The sequence below is a fragment of the Paenibacillus sp. ACRRX genome (assembly GCF_022346885.1).
Classification (GTDB): domain Bacteria; phylum Bacillota; class Bacilli; order Paenibacillales; family Paenibacillaceae; genus Paenibacillus_B.
This window is the reverse complement of record NZ_JAKRNK010000002.1, coordinates 1-26216: the sequence shown is the minus strand read 5'-3', so window position 1 is coordinate 26216 and position 26216 is coordinate 1. Positions and strand designations below refer to the sequence as shown.

Below are 26216 nucleotides of genomic sequence, written 5' to 3'. Positions count from 1 at the left end.
CTGACGGTAACCTGAGCAAAAGTCAAATCGAACAGGTCGCTGTTAGTGTAGCTAAATGGACTGATAATTAGTAAACCCATTTGATGAATTTGAAGTCAGGGAATCGGTCGAACAGCTCAGGCATGTTGCCATGTCATTGGTGATAAATTCAACAGAATAGCTTTAAAAAATGCCTGTATGGATTACAGGCATTTTTTTGTTTTAGAGACATTTTTCAAAAAAAAGTTGCTGAAAACACAGCTCTTAATAAGCTCTAAAAAAACATTGACTTCCCTCAGCAGGTTTTAAGCCCACCTTTGTCCTTACATGACAAAGGTCAAAATTTTACCCCACTAGGTCATAATCCATCCTTTGTTCTACCTTGTCTGCCGCTTATGATGAAGTCAACAAAATATAAGCTGAGGTGACATCATAGTGGAAGAGACAAAATCAAGTTATCAGCTCCCGAAGCAGCAGGTGGAGCACGTAGTGAAGAAATTTTGGTCGCCACGGAGAAAGGAAGCATTAGTTGGGTGGCTATTTTTAATGCCGGAAATTATAGGTATGTTGCTGCTTAATGTATTTGCTCTTGGTTTCTCGTTGTATTTAAGTTTTACAGATTGGGATTTATTGTCCGGGGTATCAGGAATTAAATTTGCCGGTTTGCAAAACTTCATTCATTTATTTCAAGATCCGACCATATGGAAGGCATTATACAACAACTTAGTCTATACGGTGTTAACCGTGCCATTGCCGATAGCGATTGCGCTTGTGCTAGCGGTTGTTATTCATAGTAAAGTGTACTTTAAAAGTTATTTTAAAGTCGTATTCTTCATACCTTACATTTCTTCGATTATCGCTGTGGCAGCAGTGTGGAGCATTTTGTTCCACCCTTCACTAGGCCCTATTAATCAAATTCTAATGGATCTTGGTGTATCGAATCCCCCGAAATGGCTCGTTGATCCGAAAACATCACTAATCGCGGTTGCCATTATTAGTTCGTGGGCAGGGCTTGGTTATACGATTATTATATATATGGCGGGATTGTCCAATATTTCCGAAGAATTATATGAAGCGGCAGAAATTGATGGGGCGACGGGGCTGAAGAAGTTTTTCAATATCACGATCCCGCTGCTCCGACCAACGACGTTCTTCTTGCTCATTACGATGCTAATTGGTTCATTTAAAGTGTTCGATATTATTTCGTATTTGACCGAAGGCGGCCCTGATAATTCATCAACGGTAATTGTATTCCGCATCTATCAAGAAGGTTTTGTCAACTACAATATGGGCTATGCATCTGCAATATCTTGGCTGTTATTTGCGATTATCGGTCTGATTACGGCGGCAACGTGGAAGATGCGCCAAGAAGAATCATTTTAATAGAAAGGGGAGAATATTGATGCTAAACTTACGTAATAAATTTTCTAAAATTGTCGCTACAGTGTTAATGGGGATATTGTCCATTTTTTTCATCTTTCCATTAATATGGATGGTATCGTCGGCATTCAAATTTGAAAAAGATGTGATGCGCTTTCCGATTGAATGGATTCCGAGCTCCATCAACGTGATTAATAACTTTAAGGCAGTATGGATGGAAAATGTACCGTTCGCCAATATTTATCTGAATTCAATTAAAATATCGATTATCGTTACTGTATTATCGCTAATCATATCAATGATGGCAGCCTATTCATTTACGAAACTAAAATTTCGCGGTCGAAACTTCGTATTTGCCATGCTGCTAGCCATGATGATTATTCCGGATCAAGCGACGCTCATTCCTCGCTTCATGCTGATTCGTTGGATGGGGTTATATGACACCCATGCAGCACTAATATTTATGGGGATGTTTTCAATCTATTTTACATTTTTACTGCGTCAATTTATGGCCGGTGTGAGTGATGATATTTTGGAAGCTGCTAGAATTGACGGTGCAGGGCACCTGCGTAGCTTCACTTCGATTATGATTCCACTCTGTCAGCCCGTGATCGCGACGGTGGCGATTATTAAGTTCATCTGGTCGTGGAATGATTATCAAAATCCGTTAATCTTCTTGCAAACGAAATCATTGTATACCGTTCCGCTAGGCATGACATTGTTTAGGGATGATTACACGACCAACGATGCAATTATGATGATGGCGGCAGTGTCAGCGATTATTCCTCTGTTGATTGTGTTTATTGTATTGCAGAAACAAGTTATTGATGGGATCGCCCTTGGTGGTGTGAAAGGTTAGGCCATACAGACTCATGATCATTCCGTAGACATCATTAGAGTCTTCAAAAAGGTCAAAATCGTTATCGCACAAGCACAAAATTATACACGCAAGCAAGTTGCAAACGTTATATACTGTGTCTGTAAGCGCTAACAAGCCTCTTGGTTAAGACAATACATTTAGGGGGAATTCGCACATGGCAAGAAAAGCTAAACGTAATTTTCTTATGTCCACATGTATACTGCTAGCATTAATGATGTTTACAAGCGCTTGTGGAAGCAAAGCTGCTGACGAATCAGCACAATCGAACGGTACTGCAGATGCAGGGACGAAAGAAGTGACGCTTAAGTACTATAACTGGGATAATGATTCCCAAGAAGGGGCTACAGACGCAATGCTGCGTGAGTTTGAAGCAGCTAACCCAGGTATTAAAGTTGAGCATGTCGTGCTCGTTCCAGGTAATTCATTAGAAATGTTGAAGAAATTAGACTTTCTTATTTCGTCAGGAGATGAAGTAGACGTCGTTCAATTACCAAGTTCATCAGCGGTCGTTGAAAGAGCAGTTCGCAGTGCATTTACGCCACTAAATGAATTCTATGATAAAGAAGGTTTGAAAGCGACGGATGAGTATTATGTAAATCCGGAAGTAGATGGCAAGTATTACGGGATGCAATATACATCAGGTTATACGTATGTAATGCTCAATAAGAATGCTTTGGATGAAGCGGGACTGCCTGTTCCTAAATTCGGCTGGACATGGGATGACTATCGTGACTATGCGAAGAAGCTAACAAAAGGTGAAGGCGTAGATAAACGATACGGCACATATTTCCATACATGGGAATTGTATATGAATGCCCCAGCGCAAACGGTTATGAAAGATCCGTTCCGCTATGACGATGGCAGTACAATTCTGGCTGACCCGACCTATCCGTACTTCTTCCAACTGCGTAAAGACATGGAGAGCGTAGATAAGTCAGCGAAACCATACGCGGATATTTTAGCAGCTAAGCTTAACTATCGCAGTGAATTCTTCGGCGGAAGTGCAGCGGCGATCATGTCAGGTAGCTTCACGATTCCTGATCCAGGTAATCTTGAGCAGTATCCACATGATTTTGTGACTGCTTTCGCGCCAGTTCCTTTGCCTCCAAAGAATGCTTTGCCTAAAGAATATGAGGACGGTAAATACTTTGTTGGTGGTTCGCAATTAGCAATGGGTTCAACAACGAAGCACAAGGAAGAGTCCTATAAGCTGATGCGCTTTATGTCTACAGCAGATTCAACGAATAGACTAGAGTTTTCCGGTTGGAAGAAAGCAGATCAAACTGCACTATTGGAGCGTATGATCGGTAAAAACACGGACAAGTACGATGTAGAGTCGTTAAAATACACACTGTTTGGTGACGATATTAAGTATTTGGATGCTTCCAAGGTGCTAACCACTTCGAGTGCTGATTTAACAAAAGTGATCGGCGATGGCTTCAGCAAATTTATGCTTAGCAACGAGCCAATTGAAAAAGTACAAGCATGGATGGTTGAAGAAGCAACAAAGATTATTAAGGAAAAAGAGAACAAGTAACGATTAGTAAGTAACATCATAAGTAGTAATCCGCTGAAACAAGGCGTCTCTACATTCCATGCTATATATTACGTAAATAGCGTGGATAGGGACGCCTTTGAAGTATATGCTCAGGGCTGGGGTGAAGAGTGATGAAAAGAATACTAAGTTTGTTACTAGTAATTACGATAGTAGTCACGTTGTTGCCTGTTGGTACAGGTGTGGCGATGTCATCTAATACTAATAATGTTGTGCCAAATGGTGATTTCGAAATGACAGCGGTGCCGAGCGGGACTTGGACGCAATATACGGATACAAATCCCGCACCAATTAATTGGGACACATGGATTCCTGTAGGTTCTGGTAAACCCGTTGGGAGAACAGTAAGTGTAACGGTCGATACCTATAATCAGTATAGTGGTCAGCAATCGCTGTTGATTGATGCTTCCAAAACAAGCCGCGTATCTATTAATACAAAGGCACCTGTTGAGGCCGGTAAATCTTACCGCTTACAAGTATGGTATAAAGCCGAAAATATTGCAGGTGGCAGCGGCGTTTATTTTCGCACCTCTGTGCAGAATGCTTCTAACTCAAAATTAATAGATGGACCTATTTCAACGAAAGTGTATGGTACAAATGATTGGACAATGCAGCAAGTTTTTTTGACGGTGCCGGCTGGTGGTGCCAAATTTTTTGTTGAATTGTTTTTAGAAAATTGTACCGGCAAAGTGTGGTTTGATAACATTCGACTGGAGGAATATGACGGCATAACGGGGTTAACGCTTGAACCGACGGCAAGGATGATGACGGTTGGAGAAACGAAACCGCTTACATTATCCATTACTCCAAATCACCTACCATCTCCCAAAGTAATATGGAGTACTACCAATGAGAACGTAGCTGCTGTTGATCAAGTTGGTAATGTAACAGCAGTTGCTGCAGGTGTAGCTACAATTACTGCTGCAACAGAAGACCAGATGATAAAGGCACAAAGTAACATTGGTGTAGACTCCGCAGAAACAACAGCTGCTTATGACCAATTGCGTTCACGGTGGAAGCAGAAGTTAGTCGGTGCTGCAGATGCTAGCCTTGCTGCTGATCCTGCTATTCAGGCACTAGTAGCTGAGATGGACAATAGTGTATCCAATGCCACGAAGAGTGGTTATCTTGATACACTTAGTACTAATGATAACAGTCGCAAATATTTATGGTCAGATCTTACGGATAGTGTTGATACGAAGGAGCAGCATGCCAACAACATGGTTAGCGAGTTTACTCGTATTAAAACAATGGCAACCGCTTACAATACAGAATCTTCCCGTTTCTATCACGATCCACAGCTGCGGGATGCCATTATAGGTGCCTTGGATTGGATGTACGCTAAGCGTTATAACGAGCGTTTATCCTACAGCAGTTCTAGCAGCTGGTGGGGATTTGAAATCGGTGCACCACAGCTGTTAAATGATTGTTTGATCCTTATGTATGATGAGTTGAATGATCAGCAAATAGGCAACTTTATACGGACAATTGATAAATATTGTCCTAACCCAACAAAGCGGGTGCAAAATAGCTCCGTGATCGAGACCGGTGGCAATTTGCTGGACAAAGCGCTTGTTGTAACTCTTCGCGGCGTAATTGGTAGGAATAGCGCTAAAATTACGCAAGGACGGGATTCAATTGCATCAGAATACAACTATGTCACGAATGGTGATGGTGTATATGAAGATGGTTCACTGGTGCAGCATGCGAATATCGCTTATACGGCTGGCTATGGTGCAGTTTGGCTCAGCCGCACGGCGGATATCACCTATTTGCTCAACAATTCACCATGGCCAGTGACTGACCCACGTGTAGCTAACATTTATAAGTGGGTGAGTGATACGTTTGAACCAGTTATTTACAAAGGGCTGTACATGGATATGGTTAACGGTCGGGGGATCTCCAGAAAAGATTCGGGTACGGCTCGCGGTACGATTGTAGCTTTAGCAAGTTTAGCAGAGGGTGCACCTCCAGAAGTTAGCGTTAACATACGTAGTATGGTTAAGGAATGGGTAAGCAAGGATACAACCTTTGATGATTACTATAAGGGCTTGCCGATTTATAGTGTGGTGTTGCTGAAGAAAGTGATGAATGATCCCATTGCACCGCGCGGTGAGCTGTCGCACAGTTACATGTTCAACGGTATGGCCCGTGTTGCGCATCATCGCCCGAATTATGCTTTTGGGCTAAGTATGTTCTCAGACCGCATTTCTGCCTTTGAGATGGGCAATAAAGAGAATTTAAAAGGTTGGGATACTGCTCTTGGCATGACCTATATTTATAATGAAGACTTATTGCAATATCGCGATGGATTTTGGGCAACGGTTAATAGTTTCCGTTTGCCAGGCACGACGACAGACGGTTCTGGAGAAGGGAAGATGCCAGGCGAATGGGCCTATTATTACAATACGAAAAGTCATGTTGGCGGCGCATTACTAGACCATTTGTATAGTGCAAGCGGCATGGATTTCTCATTAACGAAAGTAACGGGCAGTGATTTAAGTGGTAAGAAATCATGGTTTATGTTCGACGATGAAATTGTAGCCCTCGGTACAGATATTAGTAAAACGTCGGCCGCTGTAAAACCGGTAGAGACGATTGTTGATAATCGTAAGTTGAATAGCAGCGGTGATAACGCATTTATAATTAACGGGGTGCAGGTGCCTACAGCATTGGATTATGCAGCAGATCTTGACGATGTAAACTGGGCGCACCTGGCGGGCAATCGTGCAGGTTCTGGTGCAGATATGGGCTATTACTTCCCAACTGCGCCTACACTACATGTCGTACGCGAGGCGAGAACAGGCTCTTGGTATGACATTAACAACGCTCAATCGAAAGATAAGTTGACACGCAACTATGCTAGCATTGCCTTTGAACATGGGACCAATCCACAAGCAGCTAGTTACGAGTATGTGTTGCTTCCGGGTATGACGACGGCACAAACACAAGCATATAGTGAACAACCAGCAGTCGAAGTGCTGAGCAATACATCAACCGTTCAGGCAGTGAGCAATAAACAGCTTGGGATCACTACAGCGAATTTTTGGAGCGCGGGTTCTGTCGGGAGTATCAATGCCAAATCCGCTGCTGCTGTCATCATGAAAGAAGACAGTGGTGAACTGACAATTGCGATATCGGACCCAACCCAAAAGCAAAACACAGTGACAATTGAAGTCCATCAACCGAACTTGACATTGTTAGCAGCAGATACGGGTATGAAAGTTACACCGATACAAGATGGTGTTAGCATTGAAATCAACACTTCAGGATCGCTTGGCAGGACGTACACGACAACATTTGATCTCGGAAAGACTTACACCGTAAATGTGGATGGTGTATCAGCAGATAAACAGGCTGCCAAGAAGGGTGAAATCGTAACTGTTACACTGGATACACCTGTGGGTAAAGCGTTCGAAAAGTGGATCGTAACGCCAGCAAGCCTGACATTAACCCAAGATTCAACAAACACTAACAAGTATACGTTCATCATGCCAGGTGAAGCAGTTAAAGTAACAGCAGCGTATAAAGACGATATACCGGTAGACAAAACCGCACCTACATGGCCGCAAGGTGCACATTTATTAGCTTCAAGTGTTGGTGAAAAGAGTCTATTACTTTCATGGACAGCAGCAACGGATGATACAAGTGTAATCAGTTATAAGATATACAAGAATGGTGTTGAATTCATTCAATTACCAAGTCATATTACGAGCTATACTGTCAGTGGTCTAACAGCAAACACGAGCTATAACTTTGAGGTTAAAGCGGGTGATACAGCAGGAAACTGGAGTGATGGTCTCCCTGTAACGGTAAGGACTGAAGCTAGCTCAACGGGTGGCGGATCGACACCATCACCGGGTCCAACAACACCAACACCTAATCCTAAACCAACAGAACCAACAGAACCTACCGAACCGATAGAACCAGTGAAACCTACTGATCCAGAAACGCCTAAAGTAGATTTGTCAGACATCACAGATCATTGGGCTAAGGCTGCCATTGAAAAATCAGTTGAACTTGGTTTTGTAAAAGGCTATGAGAATGGAACCTTCAGGCCGAATGGTACAATAACTCGCGGTGAGCTTTCAACTATGTTAGCTAGAGCTCTGAAATTGGAGCAAGTGCATACAGCATTTGGTTTTGTGGATGAAAGTCAAACACCAGCATGGGCACGGCCATTCATTCAAGCACTTGCAAAAGCGGGATATATTTCAGGCTATGAAGATGGTACATTCCGTGCAAATAAAGAAGTGACCAGAAGTGAGCTCGTTGTTATGATTGTCCGTGCACGGGGTCTTGAAGTACATCCAAATGTGACGCTGACATTTGATGATGCAGATCAGATTCCAGTATGGGCCAAACCCTTTGTAGCAGCAGCTGCAAAAGCAGGTCTGATAAAGGGGAATGGGGATGGTAAATTTAATCCTAATGTTTCTACAACTAGAGCCGACGCAGTTACTTTAATTCTACGCATGTTAAATGGTTTGAAATAAGTGATGCTGAATTTTGTAGATAAGCGGTCAAAAGTGAATGTTCCGTAAGTTACTGCCAGTTTAGAGTTTTAGAGTTAGTAAAGGTTAAAATAAACAATCGAAAGCCAAGGTCTGATTTTAAGGATCTTGGCTTTCGCTGTTAAGGTCAAAATATTGCATGTTTATAAAAAAATAATACATGTTTCTACCTATCTTTGGTTTGCTATTATGTACCTTAGTTAGTTTTTAATTTCTATATAGATACGAATTATATCTTTTTTATATTCTTCAATATATTGCTAAGGGAAGATGAGAGGGGGGCGATGGTTATTAACAGCGGTGGAGCTATAAGAACAGAGCAAGTGAAAGCGGCAGCGTTGGTGCGGCCGTCAGAGCGACAGTTGGCGATACAAGAGATGGAGTTTTATGCTTTTGTACATTTTACTGTAAATACGTTTACAAACCAGGAATGGGGCAGTGGGCAGGAGCAGCCAGATATATTTAATCCAACGCAACTAGACGCGCGGCAATGGGTGCGTGCTTGTAAGGCTGCAGGGATGAAAGGGCTGATTCTGACTTGCAAGCATCATGATGGATTTTGTCTATGGCCTAGTAAGTATACGGAGCATTCAGTGAAGCATAGCCCGTGGAAAGATGGCAAGGGAGATGTCGTTCGTGAGGTGGCTGATGCTTGTCGTGAAGGAGGGTTGAAGTTTGGAATTTATTTATCGCCTTGGGATCGTCATGAGGCTTGTTATGGGGATTCCCCCGCTTACAATGAATATTTCAAAAGTCAATTGCGCGAGCTGTTGACGAATTATGGGGATCTCTTTTGTGTATGGTTTGATGGGGCATGTGGTGAAGGGCCTAACGGTAAAAAGCAGGTATATGATTGGAATGGCTATTATGCACTGATTCGTGAATTGCAGCCAGAGGCGAGTATTTCGGTTTGTGGACCGGATGTGCGCTGGTGTGGCAATGAGGCAGGGCATTGTCGCAAGTCGGAGTGGAGCGTAGTACCTGCGCAGCTGCAGGATAAGGAGCGAATTCAGGAACATTCACAGCGGGAAGATCATGCTGAATTCGCCAAGCGTTTCACTTCAGAAGATGAAGACTTGGGCAGCCGCGACATTATCGCGAACGTAGCGGAGCTTGTCTGGTATCCAGCAGAAGTAGATACATCGATTCGTCCGGGATGGTTCTATCATGCGAGTCAAGATGATCAAGTCAAGTCGCTGGATGAGCTGCGGAATGTGTACTATGGTTCGGTCGGAGGTAATGCAACACTCTTGCTAAATATTCCTGCTGATACGCGCGGTCTGTTCCACGAGAATGATGTGCAGCGGTTAGAGGAGTTGGGGGCTTGGATTCGTAATACGTTTGAGACAAATGTGGCGCGTGATGCAGCTGCTACGGCCAGTGAAGCGATGGCTGGACATGAAGCTGCCAATGTCTTAGATAGCAATCGAGATACGTTTTGGGCACCTGAGCAAGGTACAGAGGTGGCGAGTATCACTGTCGACTTAGGAAAAGTGCAAACGTTCGATCATATCGTACTGCAGGAGTATCGCTATACGCAGCGGATTGAACGTTTCAGCTTGGAGTATTGGCAAGCTGATGCTGCTGCAACTACAGAGGCAGGCACGAATACAGGTGCAGGCACAGGGGAGTGGCGGCCAATTCTGGATGGTACGATTATCGGCCACAAGCGAATTTGCCATTTTCCAGCCATAAGCAGCAGTCGATTGCGCCTTCAAATCACAGGCTCACGTTGGTGGCCAAACTTGTCCACATTCGAGGTGTTCTATAGTCAGGTTCTTCAGGACGAATCATAGGGAGCTTATATGTGGTAACTAGCAATAGATTTGTAGGCTGGATGTACACGGCTGTCAATGCAGCCTATAAAGTGGCAGAAGATAAAAGCTATGATTATCGGATAGATGGAAAGAGATGGTGATGGTGAATGAACAATATAAATTCTCATCCGGAAGTGGTCACCTTCGGGGAAAGTATGGCCCTATTAATTGCCGAGGGAGGAAAAGGTCTTGAGTACACATCGAATTTGTCGCCATCCTTTGGTGGAGCTGAGACAAATGTTGCGATCGGTTTGTCAAGACTTGGACATTCCGCAGGCTGGTGCGGCCGGCTTGGAGATGATCCGTTCGGGCAGCGGATTTATAAGATGGTGCGGGGAGAAGGCGTAGACGTTACACGCGCTTCATTCACAGATGAAGCTCCAACAGGACTCATGATTCGAGAGAATACGGCTGGAAGAAGCTCTGTTTATTATTACCGCAAGCTATCGGCGGCTAGTAAAATGACGCCTGAGCACTTGGATGAGGAATATATTGCTGGAGCAAAGATTTTGCATATTACCGGGATCACACCTGCGTTAAGCACATCCTGCGCGGAGACAGCGGCAGCAGCTATGGACATTGCGAAGCAGCACGGAGTCAAAGTAAGCTTTGATCCGAATTTGCGCTTAAAGCTATGGGATGTTAAAGCAGCACAAAAGGTTCTTTTGCCATTGGCGCTAAAAGCAGATTATTTCTTACCGGGATTAGATGAACTGAAACTGTTGTATGAGACGGAAGCGATGGATGAGATCGTAGCCAAGCTCAGTGAGCTGTCCGCTGTAAGCATTATTAAAGGTGGCGAGGACAAAACCTATATTCTGGACAACGGTAAACTGTCAGCGGTTCCTTACTATAAGGTTGATCATGTAGTCGATACTGTCGGAGCTGGAGATGGCTTCTGTGCCGGATTTCTAGCTGGTTTGCTGCGAGATAATAGTCTTGTGGAGGCGGTTCGTCTCGGTAATTTGATCGGCTCACAGGTAATCCAGAATGTTGGCGATTGGGAAGGTCTCCCTAGTGGAGCACAAATCGAGCGATTGCTTGCCGGTAAGACGCATGTTGAGCGATAAGGTATTTGGTAAACGGAAATGAATTTCTGATGAAGTAAAAAAGAGATGGGTGAGGAGAACGATATGAAGAAAATGCAGCTTATTCAGAAGATTGTACAGGAAGGTGTCGTTGCCGTACTTCGCGGTGAAACGGCAGAAGAAGTTGTTGCCATGGCCGAGGAAGCGATACGTGGCGGAATTAAAGTGATAGAGATTACGATGACCGTTCCGTTTGCGTTAAAAGCGATTGAGAAACTAGCTCAAACCTATAAATGGGATTCATCGGATGAATCTACTTATGCAATTATTGGCGTAGGAACTGTGTTGGATGCTGAAACGGCACGCGCGGCGATTCTTAGCGGTGCTCAATTCGTAGTGTCTCCTTGCCTTAGCGCTGATACCGTAACCTTGTGTAATAGATATCGTGTACCGGTGATGCCAGGAACAATGACCATCAAGGAAATTCATGAAGCGCTTGAGCTTGGAGCCGATATCGTCAAGCTATTCCCAGGCAACCTGTATGAGCCATCCGTAATCAAGGCGATCAAAGGCCCATTGCCGCAGGCTAACATTATGCCAACCGGCGGTGTATCGTTGGATAACCTTGGTGAATGGATAAAAGCCGGAGCGGTTGCGGTAGGGATCGGTTCCGATTTGACGAATGAAGCCGTAAAGAACAAGGATTTTTCGTTGATTCGGAAGAAAGCTGCCGCTTATGTTAGTGCTTATCGTCAGGCGAAAGAGATATAAAATATAAAGAGCAAGTAGTAAGGCCATGTATGCCTTGCTGCTTGCTCTTTTCTTTATATTTATGTCTTAATTTGCTCGTGAGGATCAATCCTACTTGCATATAGCGATCCAAATCCGTCAAAATGAAGCTAGCACGTCCACAAAAGGATGGATTCAATTTGGATACGAGTCTACAATCCTGCTAGGGAGCAAGTTAAGCGGTGAATCAGTAAGAACGGTTACGAAAACGGTTACATAAACGATTAGAAATCAATAGAAAGGAACTAACAAGAGATGTTAATGGAACAAGCAAGACATGAATTGATAAAATACGGAAAAAAGCTAGTCGAGAACGGCTTGACGAAAGGCACGGGCGGCAATCTTAGCATCTTCGATCGTAAGCAGGGGACTGTGGCCATAACGCCGACAGGAATTGATTTTTACGAGATTGAACCCGAAGATATCGTTATTCTCGACCTTGATGGTAATGTCGTCGAAGGCATGCGCCTGCCTTCATCGGAATGGGAAATGCACTTAGCGCAATATAAAACGCGTGATGATATGGATGCTGTTATCCATGCCCACACGATGTATTCAACTGTGCTTAGCTGCTTGCGTTGGGAGCTGCCAGCTACCCATTATATGATTGCTGTTGCAGGCCCAAATGTGCGTGTAGCCGAATATGCCACCTTTGGTACACATGAGTTAGCGGTTAATGCCACGAAAGCGATGGCAGGACGGAAAGCCGTCATCCTAGCCAACCATGGCGTATTGGCGGGATCACAAGATTTGCTTAATGCCTTCAACATAGTTGAGGAGTTGGAATACTGTGCGCAACTTTACGTGCTCGCGAAGAGTGTCGGTGAACCTATAGTGCTGCCTGATGCCGAAATGCATCATATGGTAGAGAAGTTCAAATCTTACGGACAACGCAAAAGCACTGTCTAAATCATTCGAAATGATATATGAGGATCGGACGAGTCAGCAAGTATGAATCGTCCGATTTTTTTGTGCCGTATGACCAGAAAAAAACGTCTAATGAGTATTGGTTGTTACATGATTTGAATTGAGCATGATGTATGCAGTTGAAACTTCCGATAGGTCAATAAACGACACAAACATGGTCATAATCGTGCATCTATTTTTTAGTGGAATGTCGATATAATGGTGCGAAGTACGATATTGGGAATAGAATACGAGCTATTACACAGGATTCTTTAAAGAAATGAGGGTAGCTTAATGAAGCATGTCAGATGTGACATAAATAAATGCACCCGCAATGAAGAGAGCAGCTATTATTTGCTTGAGCGGACAGCGGCTAGCAAATGGACGGAAGCGTTTCCAATCGGTAATGGGCGCTTAGGGGGCGTTGTATATGGCGGTATACAGCGTGAGCAGATTCAATTGAATGAAGATTCGATTTGGTATGGTGGTGCAAGAGATAACAATAACAGATCTGCGCAGGCGACGCTGCCGGAAATTAAAAACTTGCTGCTGCAGGGGAACGTGCGCAAGGCAGAAAAGTTAGTGTTGAAGCATATGACTAACGTACCACAATATTTTAACCCTTATCAGACATTAGGTAACTTGTTCTTGGATTTTGATTCGGATATAGAGGCTCATGCAATCAACAATTATTGTCGTGAGTTAGATTTGGAGCATGCTTTGGTTCAGGTAAATTATGAATTGGCATGCCAAGATAAGGAAGGAAGAACGGCAACTAAGGCAGCGGGTGAGGTTCAGAAAGATGCAATTCAGTATAGCCGCGAGATATTTTCTAGTGCCGCTGATCAAGTGCTGGTCATCCGGATGACCACGACCGCTGCAGCAGGCTTAACCTTTGCGGCTAAAATCGATCGTAGACCATTCACCGGTAAAATTATTCAGTCCGATGATAGGCAAGCTATTGCCATGCAAGGACAACTAGGAGCAGATGGCGTACGTTATGCCGTTGTGTTACGCGCAGTAGTTGAAGGTGGACAGTGTCAGACGGCGGGCAATTATCTTGATATTCGCCAAGCTCGTGCAGTCACGCTCATTGTAGCAGCACAGACTTCATTCCGCTGTGATGATGCTTATGCTGTTGCTTCGCAACAAGCGAAACAGGCAGCTAAAGTGCCATATGAGACATTGAAGCAGCGGCACTTGGATGATTATAAGCCGTTGTTTAACCGTGTGACGTTAGATTTGGAAGCGGAAAAAGGAAGCAGAACCGAGCTACAGCAGCAGATTCCGAGAGAGCAATCCTTATCCACGTCAGAGCGATTAGAGCGATACCGGCAAGGTGCAGCTGATAATGGACTGGAGGCTCTGTTTTATCAGTACGGGCGTTATTTACTGCTTGCGAGCTCCAGACCGGGAACTCTACCAGCTAACTTGCAAGGGATTTGGAACGATAGCTATACGCCTCCATGGGAATCGGACTATCATCTAAACATTAACTTGCAAATGAACTACTGGCTTGCCGAGACGGGGAATTTAGCCGAATGTCACATGCCACTTTTTGATTTTATTGAACGCTTAGTCATCAATGGACGCCAAACAGCACGCAACATTTATGGTGCACGCGGATTTGTTGCCCACACGAGCAGCAATCTGTGGGCGGATACAGGCATATACGGGGAATATGTGAGCGCCAATATGTGGCCAATGGGTGGTGCATGGATTGCGCTACACATGTGGGAGCATTATTGTTACAATGGCTCGCTTTCATTCTTGCGCGAACGTGCGTATCCCGTGTTGAAAGAAGCCTCGTTATTTTTCTTAGACTTCTTATTGGAGCTGCCGTCAGGACAGCTGGTGACCGTACCATCTCTATCACCAGAAAATTCGTATCGTAGTGAACAAGGTGAAGTCGGGGCGCTTTGCTTTGGTCCTTCGATGGACTCGCAAATATTGTATGCGTTGTTTACAGCATGTATCCGTGCTGGTGAGCTGTTGAAATTGGATTTAGAAGAGAATATGGAACAGGAGGCCAAAGCGGACAAACATCTGATGGCACAATGGAGGCAAGCGCGCAGTAAGCTGCCACAGCCGCAAATCGGCCGCCATGGACAAATTATGGAGTGGGCGGTTGATTATGATGAAGTAGAGCTGGGGCATCGCCATATTTCTCATCTATTTGCTTTGCATCCAGGGGAACAGATCATTCCTCATCGTAGCCCTGAACTCGGACAAGCTGCTAGATTCACGTTGCAGCGGCGTTTAGCCCATGGTGGAGGACATACAGGCTGGAGTCAAGCGTGGATTGCAAACTTCTGGTCAAGGTTAGATGAGGGAGATCAGGCACATCTGAGTTTACGTAATTTATTATGCAAAGCGGTACATCCGAACTTGTTCGGCGACCATCCTCCATTCCAAATTGATGCCAATTTTGGTGGAGCAGCAGCGATACAAGAGATGTTATTGCAGTCGCACGGGGATGAAATCCGATTGCTGCCAGCTTTGCCGCTTGCATGGCAGCAGGGTCATGTTACTGGCTTGCGTGCTCGGGGTGGCTTTACCATTGATATGGCATGGCAGGCAGGCAAACTGCAACAAGCGCAGATTACGTCTGCGATTGGTAATCCTTGTGTTATTTATAGTGCGGTTCCGCTTACTTTTTGTATGGGTAAGCCATCAACGGCAGTGGTCGCAACACAGCCTGCACCACATACCTATCAGCTGGATATCCCGCTTGGAGCTACCGTTACAGTGAACTTAGCGTAGGTTACTCCTGAGTTAGTATACATTATAAGGAAAAAAAGAATTCGAATAGGCAATAAAGTCAAAATTGTTCACAACCGGGCAAAATAATTAGCTTACTATTGTTAAATGCATTCACTATGATGGTTGTAGATCCAATATCGAATGATCGCATTGTTCATTGTGATGATTCCAAGTCTATGAAATCGGGAGGAACTAGAAAATATGCAAACTATGGAGACACGCTATGCGTATGCACCTCAATCGATCGCACGCATGACAACAGAAGAATTGCGCAAGGAGTTTTTAGTGGAGCAGGTGTTTGTTCCCGGTGAAATTCGCTTGACTTACTCGCATAATGACCGTTTGATTTTTGGTGGCGTAACACCTGCGAAAGAGTCGTTGGAGATTAAGCTTAGTAAAGATTTGGGTGTTGATTATTTCCTGGAGCGTCGTGAACTAGGTGTCATTAATATCGGTGGTCCAGGATTTATTACGATTGATGGTGTACGTGAATCGATGAGCAATCAGGATGGCTATTATATCGGAAAAGAGACAAAAGAAGTGCTGTTTGCTAGTGAAGATGCTAGTAATCCAGCAAAGTTTTATATTGCTTCTAGTCCGGCTCATCACAAATATCCGAATGTACGTATTTCCATTGACAACATTAAGCCAATGGAGACCGGTGCTGAGAACACAATGAATAAGCGCAAAATTTATCAGTACATTCATCCGAATGTATGTCAGTCATGTCAATTGCAAATGGGCTATACGCACCTAGAAGAAGGTAACGCTTGGAATACGATGCCGTGCCACACGCATGAGCGACGCATGGAAGCGTATGTATACTTCGATTTGGAAGCTGACAACAAAGTATTTCATTTCATGGGCAAACCGGATGAGACGAAGCATCTCGTTGTTGGCAATGAGCAAGCTGTTATTAGTCCAAGCTGGTCCATTCACACTGGCGTAGGCACTAGCAATTATACATTTATTTGGGCAATGTGCGGTGAGAATATCACGTATACCGATATGGATATGGTCGCTATGGACGAACTAAAGTAGATAGATGAATCGAAATGGTATATAGAGAAGGGAGTATTAAAATGTCACAATTTTCGGTAGAACGTTTCCGCCTTGATGGTAAGGTAGCTCTCGTTACAGGTGCAGTGTATGGGATTGGATTTGAATTGGCATGCGCTCTGGCGCGTGCGGGTGCAAAAATTGTATTTAATGATCGCAAGCCAGAAGGTGTAGAACGCGGTATCGCTGCTTATAAGGAAGTAGGAATTGATGCACACGGATATGTATGCGACGTAACCGACGAGCCAGGTGTACAAGCGATGGTGCAGCAGATTGAAGCGGAAGTTGGAGTTATCGATATTCTAGTCAACAATGCTGGCATTATTAAGCGGATTCCAATGATCGAAATGAGTGCGGAGGAGTTCCGGGAAGTAATTGATATTGACTTGAACGGACCATTTATCGTCTCCAAAGCGGTTATTCCAGGGATGATGAATAAAGGTGGCGGTAAAATTATCAATATTTGCTCGATGATGAGCGAATTAGGGCGGGAGACCGTGTCTGCTTATGCTGCTGCTAAAGGCGGTCTCAAGATGTTAACTCGCAATATCGCTTCTGAATATGGAAAATATAACATCCAATGTAATGGTATCGGCCCAGGCTACATTGCTACGCCACAAACAGCGCCGTTGCGTGAACTACAAGCTGATGGCAGCCGTCATCCTTTTGATTCGTTTATTATTGCCAAGACACCTGCTGAGCGTTGGGGCGAAACGGAGGATTTAGCAGGTCCTGCGGTATTCTTAGCTTCACCAGCTAGTGACTTTATCAATGGGCACATTTTATATGTTGATGGTGGAATTCTTGCCTATATCGGTAAGCAGCCTTAATTTCGAATAGGAAGATCAAAATAAAGACTAACAGGAGCATTTAGCTGTTAGTCTTTGTAATTTCGTTAGGTGCGCAAGGGGAGTGAAGAGGTTTGTCTTGCTGTTAAAACGGATAGAGAGGGAGAACAATCGTGATAGAAGAAATACGTAAAATGCAGTGGAAAAATCGTGACGATATAGCAGCAGCACTACTGACGTTAGTACAGCCGCTAAGGTCACGATCAGCAGAGCAGCCGGGACACTTAGCATTAGGAACCCACGGTACGATCTATACCGAAAGTCGCAGAGATGCCGAAGGATTCTTAAGAATATTGTGGGGATTGGGACCTTTTCTCGTCCATTATGATGACGAGCAGCTTCGACAGCAATGGATGCATGGACTTGCGGCGTGCTGCAACCCGCACAGCGAACACTATTATGGTAAGATGAGGGACGGAGATCAGCTGCTGGTCGAGATGGCATCGATCGCAACTACGCTGCTGCTTGCACCAGACAAAACGTGGGATGTTCTATCCGAGACGGAACAGCAGCATTTGGCAGACTGGTTATGGCAAATTAATGAACGTCGTTTGGCACCGAATAATTGGCATTTCTTTCGTATCTTAGTTAATGTGGCACTGAAACGGCTAGGCATGAATTATTCTCAGGAGATGATTGAACAAGATTTTGCCCTGATTGAGTCGTGCTATGTCGGCGATGGCTGGTATTTTGACGGTGTGGATCAGCAGTTTGATTATTATATCCCATGGGCGTTTCATTACTATAGCTTAATCTACGTTACGTTTATGGGAGATGAAGATCCAGAGCGGGCGGCTAGGTTAAAAGAACGGGCTATTCTTTTTGCACGCAGCTACCAGTATTGGTTCGATAGCAAGGGAGAGGCGATTCCTTTCGGTCGCAGTCTAGCGTATCGCTTTGCGCAAGCCAGCTTCTGGAGTGCGCTTGTGTTGGCTGATGTTGAAGCGCTACCATGGGGCGTTATTAAAGGTTTGTATGCACGCAATATGCGAAGCTGGATGAATCATAATATATTTACGGCAGATGGCGTGCTAAGCGTAGGCTATCATTATCAAAACTTGGTCATGGGCGAGGGCTACAACGGTGCGGGTTCCCCATACTGGGCGTTCAAAAGTTTCTTATTGCTTGCTGTTTCGGATGACCATCCGTATTGGCAGGCAGAGGAAGTAGAGCAAAAGGTATCAGTGGATCGACTGTCGCTGCCAAGCATGAAGGCGATGATTGAACATACGCATCATTCGCAGCATGTGCTTATGTATCCGGTAGGTCAATTTATTGGCTATCAGAACCATGCTTGCGCCAAGTACTCTAAATTTGTCTATTCGACTGTGTTTGGCTTTAGTGTGCCGCGCAGTAATTATTACTATTACGAAGGTGCTTTTGATAGTGTGCTTGCTGTTAGTGAGGATGGCGTACATTTTCGTGATAAGCCGCTCGACACGAGCTATGAGCTGCATGAAGATCGACTTGTGCATAACTGGCAGCCGCAAGCGGGAGTTATGATTCGGAGTACGATTGTCCCTTGTGGTGACAGCCACGTACGCATTCACGAGTTGGAAACCAGCCGTGCATTAATTGCTTATGATGCCAGTTTCTCTGCGCCGTTTGCCACGGTTAGCAGTGACGACACAGCTGTAGTCGAGGCGAGCTGGGCAAGTTACGATTCGCCTGTCGGGAACACCATCGCCAAGGCGGTTACAGGATTCACACAAGCAGAGATGATTCGCGTCGAGCCTAACACCAATCTATTCTATGAGCGTACATTGATGCCTGCACTGCGTGCAGAACTTCAGCCAGGCACACATGTATTAGTAAGTGTGATGGCAGGAGTTCCTGCTGGTTGCGAGTCGCAATTGCCTGAGGTGAAGCTGACAGAAGATCAAGTAATTGTGCACTATAACGAGCAAACGACAACGGTGAAAGTGAATAGAAGGTAAGGAAAATAAATCAAAAGGTAAAAATTGTGCACACATCTACAAAAAAATACGCTTACATTATGCGGGATGTTTCCGCTATCATATAGTTAGCATTGAGTTATTTTTCTGAGAGAGGACTGAAATGCAGATGTCTACAGAGGGAACGCAAACAACGGTGATGCAAGCAAATAAACTTTACACACATGCAATTGAAGACATTCTAGCGAAAACGCTAATCAATATTGAGAAGTTTGGAACTCAGTTTCCGCATATTAGCCTTAATGGGAAATATCAACTAAACGATAACAACGACTGGACAAATGGCTTCTGGTCGGGAATATTGTGGCTGTGCTATGAGTATTCACAAGATGAACGTTACCGGCAGGCAGCAGAAGCTACAGTGGCTAGTTTCCGTCAGCGGTTGGAGCAAAAAGTTGTATTGGACCATCATGATATTGGCTTCCTATTTAGCTTGTCTTCCAAGGCGCAGTGGATCATTACAGGCGATGATCGTGCTCGTGAGTTGACACTGGATGCAGCTGATCATTTATTGAATCGTTGGCGTAACACGAGCGATGGCAGCGGCTACATTCAAGCTTGGGGAGCGCAAGATAATGAGCAAGAAGCGGGTCGAATCATTATCGACTGTTTGCTTAATCTGCCATTGTTGTATTGGGCAAGCGAACAGACCGGTGATCCGAAGTATCGAGAAATTGCAGAAATCCAAGCAGAGAAAACGCGGCGCTATATCGTTAGAGGTGATGATAGCTCGTATCATACATTCTTCTTTGAACCCAAGACTGGTGTTCCAATCGGTGGTGCTACTCATCAGGGCCATAGCAATGGTTCGACGTGGACGCGGGGGCAAGCTTGGGGCGTATATGGTTTTGCACTTTCCTATCGATATACGAGAAATGCAGCATTTTTGGAGACTTCTAAGCGCATGGCGCGCTATTTCCTTGAGCATTTGCCTGAGGACAATGTTGCTTATTGGGATTTCAACGCACCTGTGGCGGCTGATACGTACCGCGATAGTTCAGCATCAGCGATTGTAGCTGCCGGACTGGTGGAGCTTATCTCACATCTGGATGATGCTGACCCCGATCGCCCCTATTTCGAGAAGATGCTGGCAACCAGTATGGAGTCGTTGATGAACAACTACGCTACGATTGGTGACGATGCAGCGGAAGGTTTGCTTAAGCATGGCTCGTACTATGTCCATGGTGGGTTGTCCCCGGATGATTATATGATTTGGGGCGATTATTATTACTTAGAAGCACTAATGCGTCTTGCACGCGGTATTCCTGGCTATTGGTATGAGCGTAAATAGAAGTAAGAAGATAAAGTCGATGATTTGGTCTGAACAGTAACGGATGTCAAAGGAAGGGAAGTGACGCAAACATCATGTTCAACTTAACTTATTATAAACGAATGTTACTTTCCTTCTTGCTGTTTATTATCGTACCGATGGTAGCTGTATCTGTGCAATCGTTTTATTTAATTAAAGAATCGATGCTGGATAAGCTCCATGCAACGAACGAAAACATGTTGAATGTAATCGGTGCAGAATTTAGCAAAACGATCGATGATGCTACATTTGCCTCCCATTATATTGTAAACGATACAGGCTTCAAAACGAGCTTGCGTCAATTTGCGGATGTGAAGCAGTTAAATAGTTTTGCTGATTATGAGAATTTCTCACAAATCAAAGCTGTATTTTCGCTTATCAATTCGAAAACGTTGAATAGGCAGACGCATATGTACTTAATTAACCGCCAGCATTTTATTATCCCTTCAGGAGATGATGAGCCGGCTAAATTAATACCACATTTGCCCGAATTGTATAGCAAAATTAATTTCCAACAGCCAGAACGGCTACAGTGGTTAGGACTACTCGAAGAAGAAGGCGCGAGTAAATATTATATTGCTCGTGTCATCTATGATCGTGTCAGTAAAGGGCATACGGCAGTGCTGCTGATTGGAATTGAACAGTCCTATTTCGAAAATGCATTAAAATCGGTTAAGTCATGGGATGTTGCCCTCTTAGATGATCATGGTGAGCGGATTGCTGGCTCAACACAATTGCTTGCATCTGATACAAATAAGATGGACAGTCGTATGCGTTCCGAAGTCGTACTAAGCAAAAACGGGTGGAAGCTTGTGTATGAGATGAGCAACAACACGTTTAGAGGTATCTTTTCAAGAACACTTTATATCGGTGCTGCTGAAGTCATGCTTTTTGTCCTTATATTCTCTTTATTTGCGCTGCTGATCTCTAAACGACTGCACCGTCCAATTGAGCAATTACAGCAGGTAGCAGGACAATTTGGTAACGGTAAGCTAGATGTCAGGTTACAAGTTAAGGGAGAAGATGAGCTAGCAGCGGTGAGTAAGACGTTTAACTTGATGTTGGATCAGCTGCAACAGTCCATTTATGAGATGGAGCGGCAGCAGGAGCAAAGACGTGTGTTGGAGCTGGAGGCGCTGTTTATGCAAATTCGCCCCCACTTTCTGTTGAATACACTTAATTCAATTAAGTGCAGCTTAATGCTGCAGGATGATCGACTGCATAGTGGCAGAATTGACTCTTTAATGAGCTTACTGCGTGCCTATATGAAATTTAATACATTGGCAACCGTGCAAGAAGAGTGTGAGTTAATGGCTCACTACATTGATATTATGCAAATGCGCAGTGACATTCCAATTCAACTGCAAGTCGATGTAGAGCCACAATTGCAGTTGCTTAAGTTTCCAAAATTATTACTACAGCCGTTAGTTGAAAATGCGATTATACATGGCTTTGTCGACACTGATGTAGATATAGAGGATATATTGGGCAATGATACTATGCGCAAGCAATCTCAAATTTGGATCTCTGTCTATCAGGACTCAGATACAATCATTATTGAGGTTGCCGACAATGGAGCAGGTATGGATGAATCCATGTTGCATCGGCTGAATGAAAGCGTGCTGCGCTGCAGTGATGAACCTGATCCTAGTTATGAGCGGGTCGGATTGGTTAATGTCGCTCAACGCTTGATACTATCTTTCGGTTCAGATGCTACGCTTTCTTTTGCACATAACAGGTATAATGGGATAACGGCACGGATGCAGATTCCAGTGACATCAAGCGGGGGGACAACCAGTGATATACAAAGTGATGCTTATTGATGATGATGTGCCAATGCTCAAATTGTTGCAGCAAATGATAGATTGGGAACAATTACAGTCGAAAGTTGTAGCTGCCACGTATTCCAGTGTAAAAGCAATCCACCTGTTTCAGCAGACCGTTCCAGACATTGTGATAACGGATATCGGCTTGCCACAGACGAATGGGATTGAGCTAGCAGAACAGTTTCGCCAAATCAAACCGGATGTACGTGTCATTTTCTTAACCTGTCATGAAGACTTCAACTATGCGAGACAGGCGCTTAAGCTTCAGGCTGACGATTATTTAATTAAAGATCAGTTAACAGCAGAGCAGTTGCAGCAAAGTTTGTTGAAGTCACTGAGCTTACTGAAAAAGCAAACCTCGTCTGTAAGTGTACAACCTTCAACCTATAATTCACAGTTATTCAAACAAGGTTTATTACAGAGAGTGCTTGATCGAACGAATGTGGACGAAATCCTTAATTATGCTGCTAGCATTGGAGTAAGTTGGAACAGTCCTTTCTATATGCTCAGTCTTGTTCACGTACAGTATGCTAGTTACGATGAACATTACTCACAGCAATCGTTATCGTTAATTTGTTATGCCGCCTACAATATTGCGGAAGAGCTAGCACGAAACTATGAAGGGATCACACCATTTTTGCAGCAGCAGCATCTTGTCATTGTGTATAACTATCACGATAATTTAGCAGATAACAACGTGCTGCACTTCAACAGCTATTTGCAAAAATTGAAAGAGCGAGTTACACAATATATGAAATTGAAGCTGGTAAGCGTCGCGGTTAGTGATAAGCTGCAGCTTAAGCAACTGGGTACGTGTTATCACTCCTTATTAAGCCATAAATATGAGTTTTATGGTGGGGAGTCGATGCTGATTACTGATCAGCAGCAGGCGATGGGGCGAACAAGGTTGCAATTGCCTGCAGGGGAGTTGGACAACTATAAGGTTGAACTGAAGCAGGCATTAGCTATTCATGATATAGATGGCATACAACGTATTATTGGGGATATGAAGCAAAATTTTCAGGCGAGAATGATTGAACCTGCTGCATTCCTGCATGAGCTGCAAGCTTGCTTACGCGAGCTGACGATTGGAGCTTCGGTTAGACTCAATGAAGCAATTTACAATTATATGGAGCAGTCACGGACCCTTGTTGATGTGCTTGCATTAGCGGAACGCCCGCTAACTGCGATGGCCATGTCTAATGATAAACAGGGGAAACAAGGGCGAGGTACACAAGCTAGCAGCCATGAACCTAAGTTACAGCAAATTCAACATTATATCGATCAAAATTTAGCCGATAGTATTACTTCCATTGATATTGCGCGTTATTTGTATTTGAATCCAAGTTACTTCTCACGCTATTTCAAACGCTTGACTGGCAGCAATTTTACTGATTATGTACATCAGTACAAAATGAATATTGCTTCACAAATGTTGAAAACATCTGGGCACACGCTGGAGCAGATAGCACTGACACTAGGTTACTCAGACCGTACCTATTTCTCTAAAGTATTCAAAAAGTATATGTGCGTAACACCTAGTGAGTATAAGAACGAATATTCGTAAATCTTTCAAAATATAAATTAAGGAAAGAGATGATCATCTTATGACACCACTAACGCAGTTTACGATTGAAATTCATGATGTAAATCATAGAGTATTGGCCACTACAACTGATCAGGGGCAAGCCCAGCTTGTATATCATCAACCTTATCAGGAAGGTGACCAAATTGTTGTAAAGAGCGAGCATCCCAACCAATATGTCATGTTGCAGCTTGATGATACGATGCCTGAAACGTTCGTATATTTAGCGACAACTTGCTATCGACTTACTATTCCATGTGGAGAGAAGAAAATTTCCTATAATCCGAAATCATACAGTGGGGACATCCATGCGCTTAGCGTGCGTCTAGCGACTGCGGCGGAAATCTCCAGTTACAAAAATGTAGCCCTTAATCCGTTCGACCAACATGAGAATGACAGTTGTTATCCGCATGCAATTGCGAATGTGGAAACACGTGGAGAGTCCGTGTTTGCCGCACGCAATGCCATTAATGGTAATTGTTTTAATGCAGGTCATGGGGCGTGGCCATTTGAGTCGTGGGGCATTAACCAACAAGATGACGCTGAAATGAGCGTTCAATTTGGGCGCACTGTAGAAATTGACTGCATCGCTCTTACGCTGCGAGCGGACTTCCCTCACGATAACTATTGGGAGCAAGTAACCGTCTGCTTCTCCAATGGTGATTGTGAAACGATTCATCTAACAAAAACGAATGCAAAGCAGGTCATTAAGCTTACGCCGCGTCAGGTAGAGTCCCTGACAGTAAAGAACTTAATCAAGTCTGCTGACCCGTCACCGTTCCCTGCACTAACGCAAATTGAAGCTTACGGCTATGAAGTAAAGTGAGCGAATAAAAGATATAGATCGTAACCTGCAGCGAGCAGGGGGGATCTATATCTTTTTTTGTAGGAAAGGTCAAAATTTTACCCGTGGAAGGTCATAATCCGTCCTTGGGTCTCTCTTTCTCACTGAGTATGATGTAATCAACAATCAGTTATTTGGAAGGAGCATATTCAAATGGTCGATCAGAACCAGAACAAACAAAGCAGCGGGCGCCTTACCATCCCTACCGATCTTGATATCGTAGGAGAAACGCTGAAAACGATGAAGTTGTGGGGCGCAGATGCTGTGCGTGATGCAGACGGTACAACTTTTCCGCAAGAGCTAGCTGAATGTGGAGCGAAAGTATACGCTACTTACTATACAACCCGCAAAGACAACAATTGGGCGAAGGCAAACCCTGACGAAGTACAGCAATGTTATATTTCAACGAAATTTGTTGTTGCTACAAATACTGAACTTTCCATTCGTTTATTGGAGGGGATTAGCGAAGACTTGTTAGAAGTCAACAACCGCGATGATATTTACCGCTGGTGGGAAGTTATCGATCGCACCACTGGCGAGGTCGTACCTACCAATCTCTGGCGCTATGATGAAGCTAGTGGACAGGTAATCATTACAAACACGATACCATACCATGAATATAGTGTGAGCTTCTTAGCCTATCTGATTTGGGATCCCGTTCATATGTACAACGCCGTTGTAAATGAGTGGAAGGATTTCGAACGACAAATTACGTTTGACGTACGTCAGCCTAAAACAAAGGAATTCTCTAAAGGCAGACTGCGTGAATTTTTGCGAGACAAGCCTTATGTAAATGTAGTACGATTCACAACGTTCTTCCATCAATTCACCCTCATATTCGATGAACTGCGTCGAGAGAAATATGTGGATTGGTACGGCTATTCCGCTAGCGTCAGTCCTTATATTCTCGAACAGTTCGAGCGTGAAGTTGGTTATAAGTTCCGTCCGGAATATATTATTGACGAAGGTTACTACAACAATCAGTATCGGATTCCATCCAAACCATACTTGGACTTTATGGCTTTCCAACGTCGCGAAGTGGCACTGTTAGCTAAAGAGCTCGTTGATATTACCCATGAAGAAGGTCGCGAAGCAATGATGTTTTTAGGTGACCATTTTATTGGCACCGAGCCTTATATGGATGAATTTAAATCCATCGGGCTAGATGCAGTCGTCGGC

Annotated in this window: 17 protein-coding genes; all 17 read left to right on the top strand. The window is 44.1% G+C overall.

What is annotated here, in order from left to right; translation table 11 throughout:
• Positions 1–414: 414 nt before the first annotated feature.
• Complete coding sequence (locus MH117_RS05990) at positions 415–1362, top strand: carbohydrate ABC transporter permease (RefSeq protein ID WP_239327780.1); 948 nt, start codon at positions 415–417, stop codon at positions 1360–1362.
• A gap of 19 nt (positions 1363–1381) precedes the next feature.
• Positions 1382–2218, top strand: coding sequence for a carbohydrate ABC transporter permease (locus tag MH117_RS05985; RefSeq protein ID WP_239327779.1), 837 nt, complete (start codon positions 1382–1384; stop codon positions 2216–2218).
• 175 nt (positions 2219–2393) lie between these two features.
• Positions 2394–3776 carry an ABC transporter substrate-binding protein gene (locus MH117_RS05980; protein WP_239327778.1) on the top strand — a complete coding sequence of 461 codons (1383 nt, stop codon included), beginning with the start codon at positions 2394–2396 and terminating at the stop codon, positions 3774–3776.
• Between the two features lie 131 nt (positions 3777–3907).
• Positions 3908–8290, top strand: a complete 4383-nt coding sequence (locus tag MH117_RS05975; protein WP_239327777.1) for a polysaccharide lyase family 8 super-sandwich domain-containing protein — start codon at positions 3908–3910, stop codon at positions 8288–8290.
• Between the two features lie 302 nt (positions 8291–8592).
• Positions 8593–10104: an alpha-L-fucosidase gene (locus MH117_RS05970; protein WP_239327776.1), complete on the top strand. Its 1512-nt coding sequence runs from the start codon at positions 8593–8595 to the stop codon at positions 10102–10104.
• A 128-nt stretch (positions 10105–10232) separates the two neighbouring features.
• Positions 10233–11195, top strand: a complete 963-nt coding sequence (locus MH117_RS05965) for a sugar kinase (protein WP_239327775.1) — start codon at positions 10233–10235, stop codon at positions 11193–11195.
• A 63-nt stretch (positions 11196–11258) separates the two neighbouring features.
• Positions 11259–11924, top strand: a complete 666-nt coding sequence (locus tag MH117_RS05960) for a bifunctional 2-keto-4-hydroxyglutarate aldolase/2-keto-3-deoxy-6-phosphogluconate aldolase (RefSeq protein WP_239327774.1) — start codon at positions 11259–11261, stop codon at positions 11922–11924.
• Positions 11925–12197: 273 nt separating this feature from the next.
• On the top strand, positions 12198–12851 hold the full coding sequence (locus tag MH117_RS05955; RefSeq protein ID WP_239327773.1) for an L-fuculose-phosphate aldolase: 654 nt from the start codon (positions 12198–12200) through the stop codon (positions 12849–12851).
• A gap of 291 nt (positions 12852–13142) precedes the next feature.
• On the top strand, positions 13143–15611 hold the full coding sequence (locus MH117_RS05950; RefSeq protein WP_239327772.1) for a glycoside hydrolase family 95 protein: 2469 nt from the start codon (positions 13143–13145) through the stop codon (positions 15609–15611).
• A 210-nt stretch (positions 15612–15821) separates the two neighbouring features.
• On the top strand, positions 15822–16652 hold the full coding sequence (gene kduI / locus MH117_RS05945) for a 5-dehydro-4-deoxy-D-glucuronate isomerase (RefSeq protein WP_239328660.1): 831 nt from the start codon (positions 15822–15824) through the stop codon (positions 16650–16652).
• A 41-nt stretch (positions 16653–16693) separates the two neighbouring features.
• Complete coding sequence (locus MH117_RS05940) at positions 16694–17500, top strand: gluconate 5-dehydrogenase (protein ID WP_239327771.1); 807 nt, start codon at positions 16694–16696, stop codon at positions 17498–17500.
• Positions 17501–17631: 131 nt separating this feature from the next.
• Positions 17632–19455 (top strand): DUF2264 domain-containing protein, encoded by a 1824-nt coding sequence (locus MH117_RS05935; protein WP_239327770.1) that lies wholly within the window; start codon positions 17632–17634, stop codon positions 19453–19455.
• A 121-nt stretch (positions 19456–19576) separates the two neighbouring features.
• On the top strand, positions 19577–20764 hold the full coding sequence (locus tag MH117_RS05930) for a glycoside hydrolase family 88 protein (protein ID WP_239327769.1): 1188 nt from the start codon (positions 19577–19579) through the stop codon (positions 20762–20764).
• 74 nt (positions 20765–20838) lie between these two features.
• A complete protein-coding gene (locus MH117_RS05925; protein WP_239327768.1) occupies positions 20839–22605 on the top strand; it encodes a sensor histidine kinase in 1767 nt (588 codons plus the stop codon).
• Complete coding sequence (locus tag MH117_RS05920; protein ID WP_239327767.1) at positions 22580–24175, top strand: response regulator transcription factor; 1596 nt, start codon at positions 22580–22582, stop codon at positions 24173–24175. Before MH117_RS05925 ends, MH117_RS05920 begins: the two co-directional genes overlap by 26 nt.
• 40 nt (positions 24176–24215) lie before the next feature.
• Positions 24216–25019 (top strand): carbohydrate-binding protein, encoded by an 804-nt coding sequence (locus MH117_RS05915; RefSeq protein WP_239327766.1) that lies wholly within the window; start codon positions 24216–24218, stop codon positions 25017–25019.
• 171 nt (positions 25020–25190) lie between these two features.
• The coding region (locus MH117_RS05910; RefSeq protein ID WP_275444550.1) for a 1,3-beta-galactosyl-N-acetylhexosamine phosphorylase N-terminal domain-containing protein at positions 25191–26216 on the top strand (1026 nt) is incomplete at its 3' end.